We start from the raw sequence: 19633 nt of genomic DNA, 5'->3' as shown, positions 1-19633 counted from the left end.
TCTGCGCTGCCTCGGGGGATGGTCATATTTAACATGACTATTTCAGTCAAGTATTGCGGCGAAAAAATATGAGTTTTCGATTCACATTTTATAGGTTGTGACAGTACCCGCTCACCGGCTGCTCTGCGAGCAGTGCCACGATGGACGCCCATGTGCCGTCGGCGATCAGACCCTCTATATGCGCCTGATGGAGACCCTGGCTTTCCCATGTTTCGACCAGCGTATACCGGCAGGTATCGTCCACGTGCTGGAGGACATCGACGGCCTTGCAGCCATCGGCGCCGGGGAGGTCTCTTGAAACGGAGCACATGATCGCCTCAAACGCCTGCCGGTTTTCTTTCTTTGCCCGAAACTGAACAACGACTTTCACGGTCAAGAACTTTTCCTTTCACAATGGAGGTTTAACCGGTGTGAAGGAATAGGCATCGAAGCTGGACCGGGATAGATCCGATCCTGTCGAAGGTATGCCTGATCCTGCAGGAGCGGACCTCAGCTCCTGACCGTTCCCAGCTTCCTGACAGTCTCGGCATATCGCCGTGGCGGCAGACCGAATGCGGAATTGAAATCGCGATTGAAATGAGAGGTGCTGGCATAGCCGGCCGCTTCTGCCGCCAAGGCGACGCTGATCTGTGCGGAGAGCAGATATTGCCGAGCCTTCTCGAGGCGGATTTGCTTCCGGTACTGCATTGGGGACATGCCCAGCAAGGCACTAAATCTGTGCGCAAATCGCGATGGGCTCATGGCGATTTGCGAGGCAATCTGATCTATGCTGAGATCATTCCGATGAGCATGGGCCTCGATGAAGCGCATAGCTCTTACCAGCCTTGTATCCTCCTCGGCAATCGCCGATTTCAGGACGCTGAAAGCGTTCGAACGCAGGATCCGATAGCAGATTTCCTGAAGGCACAAGGGCGCCAGAACGTGGCAGTCGGCGGGATCGCCGAAGCTTTCGACAAGGCGCAGCAGCGGATCTGCAAGGGCCTCGCTCAGTGGCTCGCAGAAAAACGTTGCATCCGTTTCCGTCTTGCCTGCCTGTGTTCCCGTCTCCACAAATCGGATCAGGGTTTCAGCGAGCAGATCGGGAGGCAGTTGCAGTTTCAGGGCAATGTAAGGTTCGGACCTGCTCGCCTCTACGGTTGCATCATAGTCCGTGTCGCCATGCATGGTGATGATGTTGCCGCTGTCGTTCACGACGCGGTTTTTCCTGTAGGTCACGATCTTCCGCCCGGAAATTGCGACGGCAACGGACAGCCCGCGATTGCGTCCACGGTGATAGGGCACGCTTTCCCGCAGTTTCAGAAGCCAGGCATTTGCAAGCGGTGTCGGCGTAACACCTTCCGACTGGGCGAGACGGCTTACAGCGCGAGCCAAGGCGGCGCGAGACGACGTGTCGGCACTTGTACGGTCTGAAAGCGTTGGACGAATAACGGTGGGTTGCATGGCTCCGGCTTATCCAATCGGCCCGCAAGGCACAAGCACTTGCCGGAGACGGCATTCAATCGCCGACCAGCCGGCTCGCCGTGAACGGAAACAGCCGGTCGTTGCCGAGCAGGAAGACCGAGTACTGGCGGCGGCGGAAGATCATGCCGTAGGCCTGATCGGTCACATTCAGGCCGCCGGTCAGCGCGCCGAAGGCCGGCAGCACGAGGCGGGTGCCGTCGGTCACGAAGCAGGGGCGGCGGATGGAGCGGCCGAAGCGACGCACGCGGGCCGCCGGATGGAGATGGCCGCAGACTTCCCCTGCAGCCGCCGCGGTGCCGATTTTTTCAACCGGCTCGTGGCGGAAGGTGAGCGGGCCGATGGTGACTTTGTCGACGGTTTCGCCGCACAGGCGCACCGGTGCCACGGGATCGTGGTTTCCGGTCACCCAGATCCATTCCCGTCCAAGCTGCAGCGTGGTCAGCATGGCGCGATAGGGGACGGGCAGCCGGTCGGAGCCGTTGGCGTCGTGGAAACTGTCGCCAAGGCAGATGACCCGCGCCGGATCGAAGGCGTCCATCACCCCGGCAAGCTTTTCCAGCGTTGCGCCCGTATCGTAGGGAGGCAGAAACTGGCCGCGCCGGGCATAGCTGGAGGCTTTTTCGAGGTGAAGATCGGCGACAACCAGGGTTGCTTCATCGGGCCACCACAGCACGCCGCTGTCGTGAAGGCCGATCAACTGGCCATTGATCTGAATGTCATGACACACCGGCGCAGCCGTGTACTTGCGCAAATGTGACGTGAGAGCACTCATTATTCCATAGCCTCCAGGATCAACTCTTCTGCCGCCTCTTCCAGCAATATGTCCATGGCTTCCCCGTAGACCGGCTCCTTTCCGATTTCCAGGAGAACGGGCACGGCGAGGGGAGAGACGTGCGGGAGGCCAGTATGGGTGATTCGTCCACGGATTCGGGCAAGAAGTTCCCCTAAACGGAAGATATCCAGAAGTCCTTCGGCCGCATCGTTCCATGTGGCCTTGAGAAGGATGTGATCGGGTTCATGGGCGCGTAGCACGTCGTAGATCAGGTCGGTCGAAACGGTGATCTGCCGGCCCGACTTCTCCTTCCCCGGATGGCGGCGCTCTATCAGACCTGCAATCACCGCGCAATTGCGAAACGTGCGTTTCATCAGGCTGGATTCGGCGAGCCAGGCATCGAGGTCGTCGCCCAGGATGTCTTGTTCGAAAAGCGCATCGAGGTCGATGCGCCCGGATGAGAACAGCAGCGACAGGTCGCCGAGACCCCAGATGGCAAGGGCGTAGTCATTGGCGACGAAACCCATCGGCCGCGCCCCCATTCGTTCCAGCCGCCGCGTCAGCAGCATGCCGAGGGTCTGGTGCGCAAGCCGCCCCTCGAACGGATAGCAGACCATGTAATGCTTGTTGGCCCGCGGAAAGGTTTCCACCAGCAACCCGTCCCTGGCGGGCAGGACCGATTTGTCCCTCTGGATCTCCAGCCAGTCGCGGACCTGATCCGGCAGGTCCTTCCATGTCTCGGGCGTTGCCAGCATGGTGCGCACGCCCTCGGCGAGATAGGTGGAGAGCGGGAACTTGCCGCCCATATAGGCGGGGATCATCGGGTTGTCGGCCCTGGCCCGCGACACAAACGCCTCGTTTTCGCGGATCGCCTCGAAGCGCAGCACTTCGCCGCCGAACAGAAATGTGTCGCCGGGCGTCAGCTGCTCGATGAAATATTCCTCGATCTCCCCCAGCCGCCGCCCGCCGCGCCCCACCGGGGCACGCCGCCCGTCGGCTTTGGATTTCACCAGCCGCACCTTCAGCATGGGCGCCTCGACGATGGTGCCGACATTCAGCCGGTATTGCTGCGCGATCCTCGGGTGGGCGATGCGCCAGCGCCCCTCCTTGTCCTTGCGCAGCTTGGCATATTGCTCATAGCTCTTGAGCGCGTAGCCGCCCGTGGCAACGAAATCGAGAACCTTTTCGAAGGTCTCCCAATCCAGATGCCGGTAGGTCTCCGAGGAGCGGATCTCGTCGAAGGTCGCCACCGCATCCAGCGGATCGGCGCAGGCAAGGCCCAGGAGATGCTGGGCCAGCACATCCAGCGCCCCCTTGCGCAGCGGCGGCGTGTCCTGGTCGCCGCGCATGGAGGCTGCGAGCGCCGCCTGGCATTCCAGGACTTCGAACCGGTTGGCGGGGACGAGGACCGCCTTGGAGGGCTCGTCCATCCGGTGGTTCGCCCGGCCGATCCTCTGGGCGAGGCGGCTGGCCCCCTTGGGCGCGCCGATGTTGATGACCAGGTCGATGTCGCCCCAGTCGATGCCCATGTCGAGCGAGGAAGTCGCCACGACCGCCTGGAGCTTTCCACCCGCCATTGCCGCTTCCACCCTGCGCCGCTGGCCGACATCGAGAGAGCCGTGATGGAGCGCGATCGGCAGGGTATCGTCATTGATGCGCCAGAGCTCCTGGAACACCATCTCCGCCTGGCTGCGCGTGTTCACGAACAGCAGCGAGACATTGTGCGCCTTGATCAGGTTGTACATGTCCCGGATGGCGTAGCGGGAGGAATGGCCCGACCAGGGCAGGCGTTCCTCCGAATCGAGGATGGAAATGTCCGGTTGGGCGCCTCCCGTCACCTCGACCACATGCGCAAGCGCCCTTTTGTCAGTGTCCGGCTGACCCACGAGATAGGCCCGCAAATCGTCCGGCTCGGCGACGGTGGCCGAAAGGCCGATGGTTCTCAATCCGGGCGCAAGGCGCCGCAGCCGGGCAAGCCCGAGCGCCAGAAGGTCGCCGCGTTTGGAGGTCACCAGCGCGTGCAACTCATCGAGGATCACGGTCCTGAGCGAAGCGAACAGCCGTGACGAGGCCGGGTCGGACAGAAGCAGCGCGATCTGCTCCGGTGTCGTCAAGAGAATGTCCGGCGGATTGAGCTTCTGGCGCTGGCGCTTGTGGGAGGGCGTGTCGCCGGTTCTGGTTTCCAGCCGCACCGGCAGCCCCATTTCGACGACCGGCGCTTCCAGATTTCGCGCGATATCGACGGCAAGCGCCTTCAACGGCGAGATGTAGAGCGTGTGAATGCCGCCGCCCGCCTGACCCGGTCTGGGCTTGCTCCGTTCTTCCAGTTCCACCAGGCTCGGCAGAAAGCCGGCCAGCGTCTTGCCGGCCCCGGTCGGGGCGATCAAGAGGGTCGAATGGCCCTGCGCGAGATGATCGATCAACTGCAGCTGATGCGGTCTCGGAGCCCAGCCCCGGGAAGCAAACCAGCTCTGAAACCGATTGGGTAGAAGCGCAGCATCCATCGGGCTTTTTTAGGCCAAGAGCCCGCAAAAGGCGAGGGGAGACGGCAAAAATGTTCTGCTTGTGTTCCTGCGACCCTTCCTGTGTAATCCTGGACGCATTGCATCGGCCTCTTGAACGTCCTCGGATTGCGGAAGATCGATTGGCGGGCAGCGTGCAGTTCAGGGGCACGTCATGGCAATCTTTAGCAAAAGGGCTATCTAGCACCTGATGTCAGACCTTCTCACCGTCACGCCGGCCGGCCTCTTCTGCCCCGCTGCCGGGGCCTACATCGATCCGGTCCGGCCGGTCGAAAAGGCCATCATAACCCACGGTCACGCGGACCATGCCCGCGCCGGTCATGGCGCGGTGCTGGCGACGCGCCAGACGCTCGACATCATGGCAATCCGCAACGGCGCCGATTTCTGCGGGTCCGCCCAGGAAACCGGCTATGGCGAGGTTGTCCGATCCGGGGATGTGGAGGTTTCGCTCCATCCCGCCGGACACGTGCTGGGTTCGGCCCAGGTGCTGTTGAACCGCGCCGGACGGCGCACGGTCGTCTCCGGCGACTACAAGCGCCAGGCGGATCCGACCTGCACGCCGTTCGAGCTGGTGCCTTGCGAAACCTTCGTCACCGAAGCCACGTTCGGTCTTCCCGTCTTCCGGCATCCGCCGGCCCGCCAGGAAGTCGAAAAGCTGCTGTCGTCGCTCGACCTCTTCCCCGGCCAGACGCATCTGGTCGGAGCCTACGCCCTCGGCAAGGCTCAGCGGGTGATCGCGGAATTGCGCGCCGCCGGCTATCACAAGACGATCTACCTGCACGGCGCGCTGGAAAAGCTGACCGCCTATTATCAGGAGCAGGGAATTGCACTCGGGCCCATCGAACCGGTCGCAAAGCGCGGCAAGGAGCTCTCGGGCGAGATCGTCCTCTGCCCGCCGGGCCAGCTTAGCGACCGTTGGGCGAGACGCTTCGGCGATCCGGTCGCCGCCATGGCCTCCGGCTGGATGCGGGTCCGCGCCCGCGCGCGCCAGCGCGGCGCCGAACTCCCCCTGATCGTCTCAGATCATGCGGACTGGGACGATCTCTGCCGCACGATCCTTGAGACAGGCGCGCAAGAAATCTGGGTGACGCACGGAGCCGAAGAAGCTCTTGTGCATTGGTGTGAAATGAATGGACGAAACGCGCGTCCTCTCAATATGATCGGCTATGATGAAGACGAAGACACAGACAACACGCCGGCCGTGGAGATTTAGGCCGAACCGGACCGCTTCGGCCGTATGTGGTGCCGGCTTGTTCAGGCATTTGCGGGCTGGAACGGCAGCCGCGATCCTTGTGGGAGACAGTCATGGCGGATGACGGTGGATTTGCAGGTACCGGCAACGGACAGGCCAACGGGGCCGGCTCCGGCGGCAGCGGCGGGGCGGAAGAAGCAATTGCCGAGTTGTTCGACAACTACCAGGCCGGGTTCAACGATTATGATATCGACCGGATCTGCGATTGCTTCGCCTTGCCCACGATCATCTGGCAGCATGAGAAGGGCCATGTCTTCAACGATGAGGAAGAGCTGATCGAAAATATCGAGGCTCTGTTGAAGGCGCTTGAAAAGGAAGGGGTCACCCACTCCGATTTCCACGTGGCCTCAAGCCATGTCAGCGGGTCGGCCGCACTCGTGACCCTCGACTGGTCGCAGGAAACGGCCGATGGCGAGGCCGTCCTGGAATTCACCTGCCATTACCAGCTTATCCTGGACGACAGCGACTGGATGATCGCCTGCATAATCAACGACTGATCTGCGCGCGGCGATGAGATCGCGTGAAGGCCGGAAAGCAGCTTTCCGGCTGTCCTGGCAAAAGGACTGCATCCGGGCGTGTAGGCCCGGATGCAGACTGATTATTTCTTCGCCTTTTCCGCCTTGCGTTCGGCGCGTGACGGCTTGTTTTTCTTGATCGTCTTTTTCTTCGGCGGCCCGGATTTTACCGCATCGCGGGTTCTGGGTTTCCGGCGGCTGGTGTCCGGATCTCCAGCGCCGCGCGGTTTTCTCGGCGCTTTGTGCTCATCGCCGTCGAGGTCGCGGGCAAGGGCCTTCATGTCCAGCGGTTCATAGGCCGGATGATGCGGTACGGCCTCGTCATCGCCGGACCGGCGCCGTTTCTTGCCGTGGGGCCCATCACCATCCCGTTTGCCGGCGTGTTTCGGACGGCTGGATTTCAGGCGGTCTTCCGGGCCGAGGCTCTCGTAATCAGGGGCATCCGCCCTGGGGGCACGACGCTTGGGAGGGGCGCCGCGCGACGTGCGATCGTTGCCTTCCCGCGGCGGGCTCGGGATCTTGCCGCCCCGCGCGTCCAGCAGCGTGATGGTGACATTCTCCTCGCCGGTGCCTTCGCGCTTGACCACGTCGGCAAACCGCGCGGCATGGCTGCCGGCGATTTCGAAATAGAGCTGGTTCTGGAAGATCTTGATCGCCCCGACTTCCTTTTTGGTCACATGGCCGGCGCGGCAGATCAGCGGCAGGATCCAGCGCGGCTCGGCCCGCTGGCGATGTCCGAGAGACAGCGAGAACCAGACCCCGTCTTCGAACTTGCCGGTGATTTCCGCGCTGCGTCCGCCCACGGAACCGGAATCCCGGCCCTTGAGCGGCGCGTCGCCGAGCTCGGAAACCTCTTCGGGCGCCGGCAGACGGGACTGGCGCAGCTTGACGAAAGCGGCTGCGAGCCGTTCGGCGCTGTGAAGCGCAAGCAGCTCCATGGCCACTGCCCGTTCTTCTTCGTCCAGCTCCACCGACAGGGCGGGATCGGCGAGGAGGCGTTCCTTGTCCTTGGCACGGATGTCGTCGGCGGTCGGCGCGCCTTTCCAGGTGGCGGTGATCCCCGCGTACTGGAGAACGCGCTCCGCCTGGCGGCGGCGCGGGAACGGAACCATGAGCACGCAGGTGCCCTTGCGCCCGGCGCGGCCCGTGCGGCCGGAGCGGTGCAGCAGTGCCGACTTGCCGGTCGGCAGATCGGCATGGATAACCAGGTCCAGGTTGGGCAGGTCGATGCCGCGGGCCGCCACATCGGTCGCCACGCAAACCCGGGCTCGTCCGTCCTTGATGGCGGCCAGGGCGCTGGAGCGCTGTTCCTGGCTGAGCTCGCCGGACAGGGAGACGATGGAAAAGCCCCGGTTGGCCAGACGCGAGGTCAGGCGGCTGACGGCTTCCCGTGTGGAACAGAAGACGATCGACCGTTCGGCGTCATGCAGGCGCAGCACGTTGATGATCGCGTTTTCGCGCTCATTCGGTGCGACCGGATGCGCGACATACGCGATGTCGCCATGCTGTTCGCGGGCGTTGACGGTGGACACCCGGACGGCGTCCTTCTGGAACCGCTTGGCAAGTTCGGCAATCGACTTTGGAACCGTTGCGGAAAACATCAGTGTCCGCTTTTCCCGCGGCGCGGCATCCAGGATGAATTCCAGATCCTCGCGGAAGCCCATGTCGAGCATTTCGTCGGCTTCGTCGAGAACGACGGCGCGCAGCTCGGACAGATCCAGGGCGCCGCGTTCGATATGATCGCGCAGGCGGCCGGGCGTTCCGACCACGATATGGACGCCGCGCTCCAGCGTGCGCCGCTCGGTCCGCGGATCCATGCCGCCGACACAGGAGGCGGTCTGCGCGCCGGCTTCGTTGTAGAGCCAGGCGAGCTCTTCTTTCACCTGCAGCGCAAGCTCGCGGGTCGGGGCAATGGTAAGCGCCACGGGAGCGCCCGCTTTGCCCAGGTGGTTCTCACCGCGCAGAAGGGTCGGCGCGAGTGCCAGGCCGAAGGCGACGGTCTTGCCGGAGCCGGTCTGGGCGGAGACGAGCATGTCCGCCTCCGGAGGCGATACGTTCAGGACGCTTTCCTGTACGGGAGTGAGGCTTTCAAAGCCCCGTTTCGCCAGCGCGGCCGACAGGGCCGGGGCAAGAGACGTCAAATCAATCATAGGAATCTTTCAACTGCTCCGGATCATCTGCGTGCCAGTCAGCAGTCTACCGGATCGGGTGGCGTTTGCGTCAACCCGTGGATGGGCGCGCCTTATACAGAGAAAAACCCGCCGCGTCCATCCCGGATATGGGCAAGGCCTTGATAGCCGGCAATGTGCAGCCGGCACGGAAGGACTTGTGCTCAGGCGCCTTTCGCGGTTCTCCTGTCGGCATGCATGCGTTTTCCCAATTGCTGGACCGGCTTTCCCTCGAGCCGCGCCGGTTGGCCAAGGAGGCGTTGCTGGTGCGCTATTTTGGCGAGACCGGTGACCCCGACCGCGGCTATGCGTTGGCGGCCCTGACCGGCGATCTCACCTTCAAGCACGCCAAACCGGCCCTGCTGAGGGGATTGATCGGCGAACGCACGGACCCGCACCTGTTTGCCCTGTCCTATGACTTTGTCGGCGACCTGTCGGAGACGATCGCGCTGATGTGGCCGGGGGGCGCGGAGAGCGGAGAAGAGGCACGGGTGAAGGCGCCCGCTCTCTCCGAGGTGGTCAACCGGCTGGAGAGCGCCGGGAAAACCGATGTCCCGCGCCTGCTGACCGCCTGGCTGGACAGTCTGGACGAGGACGGCCGGTGGGCGTTGCTGAAGCTGGTGACGGGCGGACTTCGCGTCGGCGTCTCCGCGCGCCTGGCCAAGACCGCCGTCGCCCGGCTGGGCGACCTCGATGTCTCGGACGTGGAGGAGGTCTGGCACGGCCTTGAGCCGCCCTACGAGCCGCTGTTCGCCTGGGTCGAGGGACGCGCCGAACGTCCATCGAGCAAAGATCCCGCGCCGTTCCGCCCGGTGATGCTTGCCCATCCGCTGGATGAAAGCCGCGATCCCGACCTTCTCCCGGCCGGCGACTTCGCCGTCGAGTGGAAATGGGACGGCATCCGTATTCAGGCCTCGGCAGGGCATTCCGATCGGGGGGAACATGTCCGGCGCCTGTTCAGCCGGACCGGCGAGGATATCTCGAAGGCGTTTCCCGATCTTGTCGAAGCACTCGATTTCGATGCCTGTCTCGATGGCGAGCTCCTGGTGATGTCCGGCGGACTGGTCCGGCCATTCGCCGATTTACAGAAGCGCCTGAACCGCAAGACGGCCGGCCCGAAACTGCTCAAGGACTATCCGGCCGCGATCCGCGCCTATGATCTGCTGTTCCTGGAGGGGGAGGACCTGCGCCCGCTTCCCTTCAGGGAGCGCAGACGTCGGCTGGAGAGCTTTGTCGGCGGCCTTGCTCACCCGCGGATCGATCTCTCGCCCATGGTCGATGCCGATGACTGGGAGGCGATTGCCGCGGCGCGCGCACATCCGCACGAGCATCTGGACGAGGCCAGCGCCGAGGCCGTGGAGGGCGTGATGCTGAAACGCTGGGATGCCGGCTACGTGTCCGGCCGCCCGAAGGGGCTCTGGTACAAGTGGAAGCAGGAACCGCGCTTGATCGACGCGGTGCTGATGTATGCGCAGCGGGGCCATGGCAAGCGGTCTTCGTTTTACTCCGACTACACGTTCGGTGTGTGGAGACAGGGCGAGGCGGGGCTGGAACTCGTGCCGGTCGGCAAGGCCTATTTTGGCTTCACGGATGAGGAATTGCGGGAAATCGACCGGTTCGTGCGCAACAACACCGTCAATCGCTTCGGTCCCGTGCGGGAGGTGGCGCATGGCCCGGACAAGGGGCTGGTGCTCGAAGTGGCGTTCGAGGGGCTGAATCGCTCCACTCGCCACAAATCCGGCGTCGCCATGCGCTTTCCGCGGATTTCAAGGCTGAGGTGGGACAAGCCGCCTTCCGAGGCGGACAGCATCGTTTCTCTGGAAGCCCTGCTGCCGCCGATGGATGAATGACACACATTGGATTAATTTGGATTAGTATCGGAAGCTGAATCGGCGACCAGCCGTGGTTTGGCCACGTAAACGTGGCAAACATCATGGCGCGCGACAGCAACAACCGGAGAGGCTCCATGACGTTCCGCAACACTATGTCCGCATCCCTGCTTGGGGGCGTAGCGGCCGTGTTCATTTTCTCGGCAGCCGCCATTGCTCAGGACAAGGTCGACCCGGCGGATGCGCAAGACGTGACTGACGGCCGGGCCGACCGGTTTTCACTCGTGGCGATCGACGGCGACATCTTGAGAGTCGACCGGCAAAACGGCACGGTCTCGATCTGCGAAGAGCAGAACGACGCCTGGCGCTGCAATCCGGTTCCCCTCGCGGAAGAGGCCTATATTGCCGAAATCAACGAGCTTGCAGACGAAGTCGACCGGCTGACCGCCCGGCTGGAGGAGCTGGAAGATGACGGAGCGGGCAAACCGTTGCCGCCCGCCACGGTTCCGGGCCGGCCGCAAACCGGTGAAGGCGACAAACCCTCCAGGCTCGACAAGGAAGATGAAGAGGAGCTCGAGAAAGTCCTGACCTTTACCGAAAGTGCAATGCGGCGCTTTTTCGGAATGGTGCGGGAGCTTCAGAAAGAGTTCGAGGAAGAGGGTAGGTAGACGCCCCTTTCTTCCTCAGTCTATCAGCATCTTGTTGATGGACTGATGGGCCTCCTCGGGCATGCCGACGGCAACCCGTGTCTTCAGGTCCATGGTCAGCGCCACGACGTCCAGCGTGGCGACCAGCCGGCTCGTCCGGCTTTCGAACAAATGATGGCGCATCGAGAATGTCCTGGGGGTGACCGCGGTAAATCCGGTTGCAACCACCACCGCGTCGCCGGTCTTCAGCGGGGTAACCCAGGCCAGCTTCATCTCGACCGCGACGCGGCCGTAGCCGTTCTTGACCAGATAGGCGCGTGTCATGGGTGTCCGCTGCCAGACATGGGCAACCCCGTCCGTGCAGCAAGAGAGGGCATATTGATCATCCGCCTTGCCGTCGACGCCGATATCCCGAGGCAGAACCGTTCCGCGGTAACAGATCTTGGCACCCTTGTTCAAAAGGCCGGCAAGGGTGGAACGTGCACCGTTAGGGCTGGTCTGAATGCCTTTGGGGCTGGCCTCGGCAATCATGGCGCTCTGAAATTCCTTGAACCTCTGGCGCAGTGTCTTTGCCGAGTTGGCATTCGGCTCGTAGCCGTCAAGGGCGGTCGCCGCAAGATCCCCGCTACTCCCCTCGCGCATCTCGTGCACGACGGTCAGCATATGCGGGCCGTCGAAAGCGATCGAAGACTGAACGGTGATCAGGTCGCCGGTGCGCAATTCCTTGTGGAAGCGCACATGGCGCACACGGCGCGCGCCGACCAGCGTCTCGTTCAGGCCTGAAATCAATCTGAACTGGCGATCGGCTTCTTCGAACCGGCTAAAATAGAATTGGACGTTTAAATGATCGTTTTCGTCGCATTCCCAACGGTTCACGAATGAAAACAAGGTAGCCTGAATCGTCATGCTGAAATTTTCTTGTGCCTAGAGTTTTGGACTATATAAACGCTTTCGAATCTGTTTCCCTTGTTACTTCCTTTGTGTTGATTATCAACAAAAATGTAGATTGTGCAAAAAAAATAGTTGGGGTGCCGGTTTAGTAAAGGCGAAAGCATAGGTTCTCCTGCGGCAGTTTGAGATCGAACCACAGGTTGATGCTGTAATGAAATTCACGTGGCGGCCGTCAATACTTTGAATGCCGATTTCCAGGGGCGATCCTGCCGGCGCTGCGAAACCGGTTGCCTTGGTCAAAAGCATCGTTTGACTTGCACGCGTCAGCTGTTGCAAACATACTTCACAAAAGGCCGCAACAACGGGCTCCATGCCTGAATCCCATTTGGTCTTGTAGCGCGCGGGGAGGTTGGCGCGCTCGGCAATTAGGAGTTGTTATGCGGAAGCAAGACCGTTGAGGGAGGTGTAACAACGTGTCGACGACATCGTACCGTTTCATTATCGCGGATGACCATCCCTTGTTCCGCGGCGCCTTGCGTCAAACGCTCGAGACTCAATATCCCGATGCCTCGATCGAAGAGGCCGGCGCACTGGAGGACGTCACCGCGAGCCTGGAAAAGGATGGCGACGTCGACCTCATTCTGCTGGACCTGTCCATGCCCGGGATGCGCGGTTTCTCAGGGCTCATGTATCTGCGCGCGCAATATTCCGGCGTGCCCGTCGTCGTGGTCTCCGCGAATGAGGACCCGCAGGCCATTCGGCGCGCCATGGAATTCGGCGCCTCCGGCTTCATTCCGAAATCCCACGGCATCGAGGTGATCCGCGAGGCGATTTCCGCGGTCATGTCCGGCAACGTGTGGACACCGCCCGACGTCGATCTGACCGCCGATGACGGCAGCGGAGACCTGGTTCAGCGGCTTGCGACACTGACGCCGCAGCAGGTACGCGTTCTGATGATGCTCTCCGAAGGTCTGCTGAACAAGCAGATCGCCTATGAGTTGTCCGTGTCGGAAGCCACCGTGAAAGCGCATGTCTCGGCCATCCTGCAGAAACTCGGCGTTGAAAGCCGGACGCAGGCGGTGATTGCCGCTTCAAAGATCGAGGCCGGCCAGTGGCAGCTTGGCACGGACGAGCAGGCAGCTGTCGAAGCCCAATAGAGCCATACCCCAGTTGGCCTGCAGCGATCCCCGGTCTTCCGGTCAATCTCATAGGAAGTCTCTTCCTGGCCGTGACACATGTCGGCTCCGGACGCCGGCGCGAAACGCCGGAAACGGGCCAGGAAGGCGGTTACCCGCAGTCGATTTTCACCGCTGCAAAGCGTGAGCGAATCACGAATTAGGTGAGAATCCCGCCTATCGTTTTACCGGAATTTCAGGGAATACATGTAACGCTTGCCTCTCGCGGGTCCAATCCCCGCGCGAGTAGCGGGTACATGTTCGGACACAAAATGCGGCCTGGCGCCAACTGGAAGCTGATCTTCCAGACAATCTGCATGGCATTTCTGTCTCCCGGAGGCAGTGTCGGAAAGCATTCCGGGACCCCGCTTGCCTCGCAGACCGGCGAGGCCGGGGATGTCCCTTGCCGTGCGTTTCTGCTGGCCTTCGGTCATCAGGTTGTCGATGAAGCGCTGGCCCGCAGGGTCCGTGCCGCACAGATTGGCGCCATTGCTCGTCTCACGCCATTTTCCATTCTTGCGAACGTCGCCAGCGCAATCGCGGCAACGCCGGTTTTCCTTCAGTTCGTACCGACGTCCTACGTCGTCGCGTGGCTCATCGCCATTGGCGGTTTCCTCGCCTATACGACGCATCAATGGTTCGGCGCCACGCGCGCGCCGATTGAAACGGCTTCGCGCAGAAGCCTGTCGCGAGCGGTCCGGCACGCGACGATCCTCAGTGCTCTCTGGTCGCTGCTTCCGCTTGCCGCCTTTGCCCTCGGGGATTCCACGGGAATATGGATCGCCTCAGCGGTGACCACCGCGATGATCTGTGGCGGCGCCTTCACGCTGGCCACTGTTCCCCAGGCGGCGTTTCGCTGGGTTGCCATTCTCTATCTCTCCTCCCTCGTGGCGCTCACGCTTCATTCAAGCGCGTCCACGTGGCCGCTCTTTTTCCTCCTGACGAGCTACACCGTGGTCGTGATCGGCAGCGTGGCGTCGACAGGCTGGCTGTTTGCCTCGCACTTCGTGGCCGAAGCCGAACTGGACGAGCGCGGCGAACTGATCGCCCTTCTGATGAACGAGTTCGAGGAAAAGGACAGCGACTGGACCTGGGAAGCCGACAGCAAGGGCAACTTGCGAAACGTATCGGAGAGGTTTCTGCACGCGAGCGGCCGCACGCGCCTTGAGCTTCATGCAATGCGCATGATCGACCTGGCCTATTCGCTCGACGAAGCCGACGCGCGAACGGCCGTTGCCGAACTTGAGATGATGACCGGGCGTCAGGAAGCGTTCCGCGACATCGTCATCGGAGTGGATGTCAACGGTGAGGCGCGCTGGTGGTCGCTGGCAGCCCGCCCTGTCTTTGACGAGCAGGGAGCCTTCTCAGGCTATCGCGGCGTTGCCTCCGACATTACCGAATCCCGCAGGGCCAGCGCTCTCGTGACCCATCTTGCCGAACATGACTCCCTGACCGGCATCGGCAATCGAAGCTGGTTCCTGAGGCGGGCGGAAATGCTTCTGGAACGTCAGAAGCAGGCCGGCCGCTCCACGCTGACACTGTTTCTCATCGACCTGGATAACTTCAAGGTCGTCAACGATACGAGCGGCCACCCGGCGGGCGACGAACTGCTCAAACAGGTCGCAAGCAGATTTGCCGAGCTCGGCAAGGGCGGAACCGCGCTTGCCCGGTTCGGGGGCGATGAATTCGCCGTTCTCGGTCAATTCGTCAGCGAAGAGGCTGCCGGTGCCTTCGCGCAGGAACTCATCAGGGCGGCACGCAAGCCGTTCAGAATCGGTCTGCGCGACTTTGCCGTTGGCGCCACGATCGGATTTGCCCGCTTTCGGGACAAGCGGGATGCGATCGACGATCTGTTGCGCAAGGCCGACATTGCGCTCTACAAGGCCAAGGAAGGCGGCCGTGGCCGCGCTCTTGCCTTCGAATGCGAGATGGAGCGCGAAGTCCGCGAACGCCGCGAACTGGAGGCCGATCTGCGTGAGGCCTTCGAGGCCGGCGGACTGAATGTCGATTTTCAGCCGATCGTCGATGCCCGCTCCGGAAGGGTGATCTCGAGTGAAGTGCTCGTCCGCTGGCTCCACCCCACGCGCGGAGAAATCCCGCCCGCGACCTTTATTCCGATCGCCGAGCATGCCGGCCTGATCCAGCCGCTCGGAAGCTGGATCTTGAGGAAGGCCTGTGCGGCCGCCGCGCAATGTCCTGAGCTTGAAAGCGTCGCGGTCAATCTGTCCGCGGTCCAGTTCATGGATCCCAACCTGGTCGACCAGATCCTGTCGGTCCTGGCGGAAACGGGTTTCCCGCCGGAACGGCTGGTACTGGAAATCACCGAGGCCATATTCACACGCGACTTCCGCTCTGCAGCCGACAAGCTCGAAAAGCTGCGCGATCTCGGCATCCAGATAGCGCTGGACGACTTTGGCACGGGCTATTCGTCACTGTCCTATCTGCGCCAGTTCAAGTTCGACAAGATCAAGATCGACGAATCCTTCGTGGCCGAAATCGGCGAGCGCAGCGACAGCCTTGCCATCATCTCGGCGATCATCGCTCTTGCCCACAATCTCGGTCTTGAAGTGACCGCCGAAGGTGTCGAACGCCAGTTTCAGGTCGATGCTTTGCGCACGCTCGGCTGCGATACGATGCAGGGCTATTATTTTGGCAAACCCGACGCCAACCCCATGAAGATCGTCCGGATCAGAAAGGAAGACTGGGACGGCCGGGCGCCGAGCACGGCCCCCCGCAAGTCCGCCTCCTTGAAATCCGCGTCCTGAAGAGAAAAGGGCTCCGGGACTGTTCGGCGGTGGCGCTATTCCGCCGCTTGTCCTGCATGACACCGCGCCAGATGAGCGCGCAGGATGGCGGGTTTGATCGGCTTGTTGATGAAGGCGATGTCCTTGTTGCCGGCTTCCGTGCGCACGGTGCGGCTGCGGTCCGCCGTAATCAGAACCGCCGGAATGTGACTGCCGAATTTCCATCTGAGCTTCACGATCGCCTCGATCCCGGTGCCATGGTCCAGGTGGTAATCCGCCAGGATGATATCCGGCGTCAGTCCGGACTGGTTCAGCCGTTCGGCCGCTTCCGCGTCGTCCGCGGCGGTCACCACGTTGCAGTTCCAGCTCGACAGCAGGTGCTGCATGCCGCTCAGGATGTCGGGCTCATTGTCGATCGCGACGACCACCAGACCGTCCAGATGCCCTGGCGCGACCGCCGTAACCTGGACCGGAGCCAGGTCGGGAAGGTCGGCCGACCGGGGCAGTTCCACGGAAAAGCAGGAGCCCCGGTCGGCTTCCGAGCGAAGTTTGACGGGATGGTTCAGCACGTGGCTGATCCGCTCCACGATAGACAGGCCCAGTCCCAGCCCCTTTGCCATCCGCATGCCGTCATCGAGGCGGTGGAATTCCTGGAAGATCGCCTTCTGCTTGCTCTTGGGAATGCCCATCCCCGTGTCGTGCACCTCCACCAGCACCCGATTGCCGCGCCTGCGGCAGCCGACCAGAACCTTGCCGTCCTGCGTGTATTTGAGTGCATTGGAAACCAGGTTCTGAAGCAGCCGGCGCAGGAGACGCCGGTCCGTGCGCACCGATACGGACGTCGGCACGATGCGCAGCTCCAATCCCTTGTCCTCCGCGACCGGCTGGAAATCGAGCGCAAGGCCGCGCAACAGCTCGTCGAGGCGGAAGACGGTCGGCTCCGGTTTCAGGGCGCCGGTGTCCAGGCGCGAAATATCGAGAACGGCCCCCAGGATGTCCTCAACCGATTCCAGCGCCGACTCGACATTCTTGACGAGCGTTCCCTCGTTGCCGTCCTTGAGCTTGTCGACCAGAACGGAGGCGTAGAGGCGGGCGGCATTCAGCGGCTGCAGGATGTCGTGGCCGGCCGCGGCCAGGAAACGGGTCTTGCCGATATTGGCTTCCTCCGAGGCCCGGGTGGCCTCGACCAGTCGTTCGTTCACGTGGGTCAGTTCTTCGGTTCGCTCCCGGACACGGCGTTCAAGTGTCTCGTTCGCCCGGGCAAGCGCATCTTCGGCCATCACGCGTTCGGTAATATCGGTATAGGTCACCACGATGCCGCCGTCGGGCATGGGGCTGATGCGCACTTCCAGGACCGTGTCGCTCGTGGCCAGCCGCTCCTGAAAGGTTTCCTGGATCATGACGAGCTTCTCGATCCGGTCGTCGACGATCGCTTCCACCGGGCCCGGTCCGTGCTCGCCGCGCTCGGCGTTGTAACGCAGGATCGTGTCGAGCGTCGTCCCCACCTGGCCGAATTCCGCCGGCAGTCCCAGAAGGTCGCGGAACTGCCGGTTCCAGCAGATCAGCCGCAGGTCACGGTCAAACACCCCGAGCCCCTGCCGGACCTGATTGAGCGCGGTCTGCAGGAGGTCCCGGTTGTACTGGATGGCGATCGAGGCATCGTCCAGCAGTTTGACCGCGCCCTTGGTCGAGGGGTCGTACCGCTTGAGCATCAGCGTCAGGACGAGCCGGGAAGAGGCGGCGCCGATGGCGCTTGCCAGAAGCTGTTCGGAGAAGCGCAGCAGATTGGCGTCTGCCAGCATGTTTGGATCGAGCTGGATCCCCCGTTCGCTGGCAAATCGCTGGAAGGAGCGCTCGGTCCGTTCCTCCCCGAGGTAGCGGGCAACGGTCGCCTGCAGATCCCCCGCGGTGACCGACGTGCGCCAGTAGCGCAGATTGGGGGAGGGGGCGAGTTCGGCCGGCACGAAGACGTTTGCCTGCAGGGTTTCCGCCGGCAGCGGTTTTCTCAAGAAGGAGCAGCCGACGAAAAGGACGATGTTGATGGCCAGGCTCCAGAGCGTTCCATGAATAAATGGGTCGATCTGCAGGCCGAGAATCGATTGAGGCTTGAGGAACCAGATGCCGAACGGACCGGTCTCCAGAAATCCCGACGACATCAGGTTGGATTGCGCAAATGTCGGCAGCAGCAGCGTATAGGCCCAGATGAGGATGCCGCCGCTGAGGCCTGCAAGCGCCCCCACGGAGGTTGCCCTGCGCCAGAACAGGGCTCCGACGAAAGCGGGGGCGAACTGGGCAATCGCGGCGAAGGACAAAAGGCCGATCGAAACCAGCGCGGCGGTATCGCCCGCGGCCTTGTAATAGGCATAGGCAAGCAGCAGGATCGCGAAGATCGCAAGGCGCCGGATCGTCAGCAGCTGACTGCTCATGTCGCGGCCGCTGGCATTGATGATCTCGGCTTCGCCATGACGGCGCAGCAGCCACGGGACGACGATGTCGTTGGAGATCATGATTGCCAGGGCAACCGTTGCCACGATCACCATGGCCGTTGCGGCCGACAGTCCGCCGATGAACGCGAACAGGGCAAGCCAGTTCTGGCCGGCGTCTATCGGCAGCGCCAGAACGAATGTGTCCGGGTTGATGTCCTGGCCGAAGCGGAGCAGGCCGGCAGCCGCGATCGGGACGACGAAGAGGTTGATGAGCACCAGGTAGGCGGGAAACATCCACCTGGCCCGCCGCAGCTCGGCATCGGAATTGTTTTCCGTCACGGTAACGTGGAACTGTCGCGGAAGAAGCAGAACGGCAAAGGCGGACAAGACGGACATGACCACCCAGTTGTCGATATTGAACGGACCCTGGAAAACGGCCGCGACTTCCGGCGCTCCCGATATTGCCTTGAACAGGTCGACGGGACCTTCGTAAAGGAAATAGGTGACCCACACGCCAACGGCGAGAAAGGCGATGAGCTTGACGATCGCCTCGGCCGCGATCGCCAGCATCAGCCCTTCCTGATGCTCGGTCGCATCGATATGCCGCGTGCCGAAGGCCCAGCTGAAGATCGCCATGCCGAGAGCGATCAGCAACGTGATGTCGTCGAAAACGAGGTTGAAATTATCGCCGGGACCGATCAGCGGACCGATCATGGTCGTGATGGACAGCGACACGGCCTTGAGCTGCAGGGCGATATAGGGAACGACGCCGATTACCGCAATCAGGGTTGCGAGCGCCGCGACCGACTGGCTCTTGCCGTAACGCGCGCCGATGAAATCGGCGATCGAGGTTATGCTTTCGGTCTTGGAAATCCGGATGATCCGGCTGATCAGCGGATAACCGAGGGCGAAGACGAGAAAGGGGCCGATATAGATCGTCAGGAATTCCGCGCCGGTCCGGCTGGCATTGCCGACGGACCCGAAAAACGTCCAGGACGTGCAGTAGACCGAAAGCGACAGCGCATAGATGAAGGGCCGGCCGCCGGTTCTCGAAGAGTAGCGGCTCGGCACCCGGTCGCCATAGCTGGCGATCGCAAACAAAAGCAGGATATAGGCCGCTGCGGCCAGTATCACGATCCATCCGTGCATTCAGATCCGGCGTACCGTCCTCCCTGTGGCTGTTGTCACAAGCGTTCTGCGCGCTTGATTCCCGTGGCGGATTTTTCCGCTG

General features: G+C 62.3%; 13 protein-coding genes. 6 read left to right on the top strand and 7 right to left on the bottom strand.

The features are described from left to right. Positions 1 to 88 precede the first annotated feature (88 nt). The 4 genes from ON753_RS14840 to ON753_RS14825 all read right to left on the bottom strand — a co-directional run bounded on the left by ON753_RS14840 (position 89) and on the right by ON753_RS14825 (position 4737). Positions 89 to 370 carry a putative quinol monooxygenase gene (locus ON753_RS14840; RefSeq protein WP_265967166.1) on the bottom strand — a complete coding sequence of 94 codons (282 nt, stop codon included), beginning with the start codon at positions 368 to 370 and terminating at the stop codon, positions 89 to 91. Between the two features lie 119 nt (positions 371 to 489). Further along, positions 490 to 1371: an AraC family transcriptional regulator gene (locus tag ON753_RS14835; protein ID WP_265963401.1), complete on the bottom strand. Its 882-nt coding sequence runs from the start codon at positions 1369 to 1371 to the stop codon at positions 490 to 492. A gap of 124 nt (positions 1372 to 1495) precedes the next feature. Beyond that, entirely contained in the window at positions 1496 to 2233 is a 738-nt protein-coding gene (gene pdeM, locus ON753_RS14830; protein ID WP_265963400.1) for a ligase-associated DNA damage response endonuclease PdeM, read from the bottom strand. After that, positions 2233 to 4737, bottom strand: a complete 2505-nt coding sequence (locus ON753_RS14825; RefSeq protein WP_265963399.1) for a ligase-associated DNA damage response DEXH box helicase — start codon at positions 4735 to 4737, stop codon at positions 2233 to 2235. Before ON753_RS14825 ends, pdeM begins: the two co-directional genes overlap by 1 nt. Before the next feature lie 208 nt (positions 4738 to 4945). Between ON753_RS14825 and ON753_RS14820 the strand changes: the two genes are divergently transcribed. Both ON753_RS14820 and ON753_RS14815 read left to right on the top strand, forming a co-directional pair. After that, on the top strand, positions 4946 to 5968 hold the full coding sequence (locus ON753_RS14820) for a ligase-associated DNA damage response exonuclease (RefSeq protein ID WP_265963398.1): 1023 nt from the start codon (positions 4946 to 4948) through the stop codon (positions 5966 to 5968). Positions 5969 to 6060: 92 nt separating this feature from the next. After that, entirely contained in the window at positions 6061 to 6504 is a 444-nt protein-coding gene (locus tag ON753_RS14815; protein WP_265963397.1) for a DUF4440 domain-containing protein, read from the top strand. A 101-nt stretch (positions 6505 to 6605) separates the two neighbouring features. Here the strand turns inward: ON753_RS14815 and ON753_RS14810 are convergent, their stop codons facing one another. Beyond that, positions 6606 to 8672 carry a DEAD/DEAH box helicase gene (locus ON753_RS14810; RefSeq protein ID WP_265963396.1) on the bottom strand — a complete coding sequence of 689 codons (2067 nt, stop codon included), beginning with the start codon at positions 8670 to 8672 and terminating at the stop codon, positions 6606 to 6608. 212 nt (positions 8673 to 8884) lie between these two features. Here ON753_RS14810 and ON753_RS14805 point away from each other — a divergent pair, with 212 nt between their 5' ends. Together ON753_RS14805 and ON753_RS14800 are read left to right on the top strand one after the other, a co-directional pair. Beyond that, positions 8885 to 10540 carry a cisplatin damage response ATP-dependent DNA ligase gene (locus ON753_RS14805; protein WP_265963395.1) on the top strand — a complete coding sequence of 552 codons (1656 nt, stop codon included), beginning with the start codon at positions 8885 to 8887 and terminating at the stop codon, positions 10538 to 10540. A 116-nt stretch (positions 10541 to 10656) separates the two neighbouring features. Continuing rightward, on the top strand, positions 10657 to 11187 hold the full coding sequence (locus ON753_RS14800; RefSeq protein ID WP_265963394.1) for a hypothetical protein: 531 nt from the start codon (positions 10657 to 10659) through the stop codon (positions 11185 to 11187). 15 nt (positions 11188 to 11202) lie between these two features. On the opposite strand, the gene ON753_RS14795 is transcribed toward ON753_RS14800, so the two are convergent. After that, on the bottom strand, positions 11203 to 12072 hold the full coding sequence (locus tag ON753_RS14795) for an acyl-CoA thioesterase (RefSeq protein ID WP_265963393.1): 870 nt from the start codon (positions 12070 to 12072) through the stop codon (positions 11203 to 11205). Positions 12073 to 12530: 458 nt separating this feature from the next. On the opposite strand from ON753_RS14795, the gene ON753_RS14790 reads away from it, so the two are divergent. Further along, positions 12531 to 13214 (top strand): response regulator transcription factor, encoded by a 684-nt coding sequence (locus ON753_RS14790; RefSeq protein ID WP_265963392.1) that lies wholly within the window; start codon positions 12531 to 12533, stop codon positions 13212 to 13214. A gap of 275 nt (positions 13215 to 13489) precedes the next feature. After that, positions 13490 to 15997 (top strand): putative bifunctional diguanylate cyclase/phosphodiesterase, encoded by a 2508-nt coding sequence (locus ON753_RS14785; RefSeq protein ID WP_265963391.1) that lies wholly within the window; start codon positions 13490 to 13492, stop codon positions 15995 to 15997. A 35-nt stretch (positions 15998 to 16032) separates the two neighbouring features. On the opposite strand, the gene ON753_RS14780 is transcribed toward ON753_RS14785, so the two are convergent. After that, positions 16033 to 19551 (bottom strand): PAS domain-containing hybrid sensor histidine kinase/response regulator, encoded by a 3519-nt coding sequence (locus ON753_RS14780; RefSeq protein ID WP_265963390.1) that lies wholly within the window; start codon positions 19549 to 19551, stop codon positions 16033 to 16035. Positions 19552 to 19633: the final 82 nt, after the last annotated feature.

The organism is Roseibium salinum (genome assembly GCF_026240905.1).
GTDB lineage: Bacteria > Pseudomonadota > Alphaproteobacteria > Rhizobiales > Stappiaceae > Roseibium > Roseibium salinum.
Note: the sequence above shows the minus strand (reverse complement) of the source record. Positions and strands in the feature narration are given on the sequence as shown.

Bases quoted from the DNA above. Each gene is read 5' to 3' on its own strand.
- ON753_RS14795 (WP_265963393.1), bottom strand. From the start codon at position 12,072: ATGACGATTCAGGCTACCTTGTTTTCATTCGTGAACCGTTGGGAATGC.
- ON753_RS14805 (WP_265963395.1), top strand. From the start codon at position 8,885: ATGCATGCGTTTTCCCAATTGCTGGACCGGCTTTCCCTCGAGCCGCGC.
- ON753_RS14780 (WP_265963390.1), bottom strand. From the start codon at position 19,551: ATGCACGGATGGATCGTGATACTGGCCGCAGCGGCCTATATCCTGCTT.
- ON753_RS14785 (WP_265963391.1), top strand. From the start codon at position 13,490: ATGTTCGGACACAAAATGCGGCCTGGCGCCAACTGGAAGCTGATCTTC.
- ON753_RS14800 (WP_265963394.1), top strand. From the start codon at position 10,657: ATGACGTTCCGCAACACTATGTCCGCATCCCTGCTTGGGGGCGTAGCG.
- pdeM (WP_265963400.1), bottom strand. From the start codon at position 2,233: ATGAGTGCTCTCACGTCACATTTGCGCAAGTACACGGCTGCGCCGGTG.
- ON753_RS14815 (WP_265963397.1), top strand. From the start codon at position 6,061: ATGGCGGATGACGGTGGATTTGCAGGTACCGGCAACGGACAGGCCAAC.
- ON753_RS14820 (WP_265963398.1), top strand. From the start codon at position 4,946: ATGTCAGACCTTCTCACCGTCACGCCGGCCGGCCTCTTCTGCCCCGCT.
- ON753_RS14825 (WP_265963399.1), bottom strand. From the start codon at position 4,737: ATGGATGCTGCGCTTCTACCCAATCGGTTTCAGAGCTGGTTTGCTTCC.
- ON753_RS14810 (WP_265963396.1), bottom strand. From the start codon at position 8,672: ATGATTGATTTGACGTCTCTTGCCCCGGCCCTGTCGGCCGCGCTGGCG.